The organism is Micromonospora sp. NPDC005197, assembly GCF_040608295.1.
In the GTDB taxonomy this organism is placed as follows: Bacteria; Actinomycetota; Actinomycetes; order Mycobacteriales; family Micromonosporaceae; genus Micromonospora.
On the sequence record NZ_JBEXHY010000250.1, the window covers coordinates 1 to 2,613 of the forward strand.

Genomic DNA, 2,613 nt, shown 5'->3' on the forward strand with positions numbered 1-2,613 from the left:
ACACCGGGGTGCCGCCCACGGGGGTCCCCGCGGTTACCGGGTCCCCCCGCGGCGGGGGGCCCTCGCCCGCCGCCCACCACCGCCGGGAGCGGTGGTGGCCGGCGCGACGGGGCCCGCCGTCGTTCCGCTGTGGCGCTCGCTGGCGGCGGGCCGGTGCGCGCCGCGTCGGGTCGTACACCTGTCGATGGTCAGGCCGTCGAGTCGTCTGCCGGTGCGGCGGCCGACGGGGGAGCGACCTCGGCGAGCGCGGTGCGAACGATCTCCAGCAGGTCGTCGCCCGGGTGGTCGATCCAGTGCTGGGTGGCGACGCGCAGGGCGGCCAGGAACGTCGCGGTCAGCAGACGGGAGCGCAGCTCCACCGCCGCGCCGGTGAGCCGGTGCGCAAGCTCCGCAGCCAGCTCGCGCTCGATCGCGGTGTACGCCGCGACCTGGTGCGCGGCCAGGCCGGGGTGCCCGCGCAGCTGCCGGCGTCGGGTCAGCCAGCTGTGGTCGCGATCATCCGATGATTCCCTGGTCAAGTGTTCGGCCGCCCGGCTCAGCGCGGTCCACGGCGGCTCGCTGCCCGGCCGCTCGTGCACCAACTGCAACAGCCTGCGCAGGCGCACCGTGTCACCGTGGAAGAGCGCCTCCTCCTTGCTGGAGAAGTAGTTCGAGAACGTCCGCCGGGAGACGTTCGCGGCGTCGGCGATCGCCTCGATGGTCACGCCGTCGGGGCCCTGCTCGGCCGCGAGGCGCAGCGCTGACTCGTGCAGGGCGAGGCGGGTGGCCGCCTTCTTGCGCTCCCGTAGACCGGTGATCTCGTCCATCGCGCTCAGCGTACGTCGAGTGACCGGCTTCTCAATGCGCAAACTTGCCGACTGGGCAAGATCGGTAGATGCTTGCGTGAGGCAACCAACTCAGGTGCGCGAATACGCGGGTTCGTGAACCCACGGCGCTCGCCGCGCAGCCCTGTTCGACGTCGCCCTCGCCAACCACGACAAGCTGGAGGCCGCGCGATGAGCGCATCCACCACCACGGCCGGCACCGAGCCGATGACCCATCGGCAGACGCTCGAGGCGCTCAGCGGTCTGCTGCTGGTGCTCTTCGTCGCGATGCTGAGCAGCACTGTCGTCTCGACCGCGCTTCCCAAGATCATTGGGTCGTTGAACGGCTCCCAGAACCAGTACACCTGGGTGGTCACCGCGACCCTGCTCACCGCGACCGCCACCACCCCGATCTGGGGCAAGCTGGCTGACCTGTTCAACAAGAAGCTCCTCATCCAGATCGCCATCGTGGTCTTCCTGCTGGGCTCCGTCATCGCCGGCTTCTCGCAGAGCGCGGGGCAGCTCATCGCGGCCCGCGCGTTCCAGGGCATCGGGGTCGGCGGCCTGCAGGCCCTCGTCCAGGTGGCGATCGCCGCCATGATCCCGCCGCGTGAGCGGGGTCGCTACAACGGCTACCTCGGCGGCGTCATGGCGGTCGCGACCGTCGGCGGCCCGCTGCTCGGCGGCCTCATCGTCGACACGTCCTGGCTGGGCTGGCGCTGGTGCTTCTTCGTGGGCGTGCCGGTCGCCGCCATCGCGCTGATCCTGCTCCAGGCGACCCTGCACCTGCCGACGCTGCGGCGGGAGAACGTCAAGATCGACTACCTGGGCGCCACCCTGATCGCCGCCGGCGTCAGCGTGCTGCTGATCTGGATCTCCTTCGTCGACGGTTCGTTCGCGTGGGTCTCCTGGCAGACCGGGGTCATGGTGGGCGGCGCGCTCCTCCTGCTCGCCCTCGCGGTCTGGGTGGAGTCGCGGGCGGCCGAGCCGGTGGTCCCACTCGGCATCGTGCGCCAGCACACCACCGCGCTGGCCATCCTCGGCAGCCTCGCGGTCGGCATGGCCATGTTCGGCGGCGCGGTCTTCCTCGGCCAGTACTTCCAGATCGGCCGCGGCTACAGCCCGACGGAGGCCGGCCTGCTCACCATCCCGATGATGGCCGGCGTCCTCGGCTCCTCGATCGTCGCCGGGCGGCTGATCACCCGGACCGGGCGGATCAAGCCGTACATCGTCGCCGGTTCGATCATCCTGGTCGCCGGGTTCGCGCTGCTCGGCACCATCGACCACGAGACGTCGCTCGTCCTGGTCGGCATCGCCATGTTCATCGTCGGCACCGGCGTCGGCATGACCATGCAGAACCTCGTCCTCGCCGTCCAGAACACGGTGGCCCTCAAGGACATCGGCGCGGCCAGCTCCAGCGTCGCGTTCTTCCGGTCGCTCGGCGGCACCATCGGTGTCTCGGTGCTCGGCGCCGTCCTCGCCCACCGGGTCACCGACCAGATCACGCGTGACCTGACCGCCGCCGGGATCCCCGCCTCCGGCGCCGGCGGCGACAGCAACCTCAACATCACCGCGCTGCCCGACGGGATCCAGCACATCGTGCGGGCCGCGTACGGCGACGCCACCGGGCACATCTTCCTCATCTCGGCCGCCATCGGGGTGGTCGGCGTCATCGCCGCGCTCCTGCTCCGGCCGGTGACCCTGCGGACCAGCCTCGACCTGCCGGACGCCGCCACGACGACGGCGGTCGGCGCCGACGCGGTCGACGGGGCGCCCGCGTTCGACCAGGTCTCCGTCGACCCCGCGCCGA

2 protein-coding genes are annotated in these 2,613 nt (G+C 71.5%); one reads left to right on the forward strand and one right to left on the reverse strand.

Annotated elements, in window-relative coordinates:
• Positions 1–188: 188 nt before the first annotated feature.
• Positions 189–806: a TetR family transcriptional regulator gene (locus ABZU46_RS31540; protein WP_354863341.1), complete on the reverse strand. Its 618-nt coding sequence runs from the start codon at positions 804–806 to the stop codon at positions 189–191.
• A 189-nt stretch (positions 807–995) separates the two neighbouring features.
• Between ABZU46_RS31540 and ABZU46_RS31545 the strand changes: the two genes are divergently transcribed.
• On the forward strand, positions 996–2,613 hold a 1,618-nt coding region (locus ABZU46_RS31545), incomplete at its 3' end, for an MDR family MFS transporter (protein ID WP_354863342.1).

Excerpts from the sequence above, each read along its gene's own strand:
- ABZU46_RS31540 (WP_354863341.1), bottom strand. The coding sequence starts at position 806 with ATGGACGAGATCACCGGTCTACGGGAGCGCAAGAAGGCGGCCACCCGC.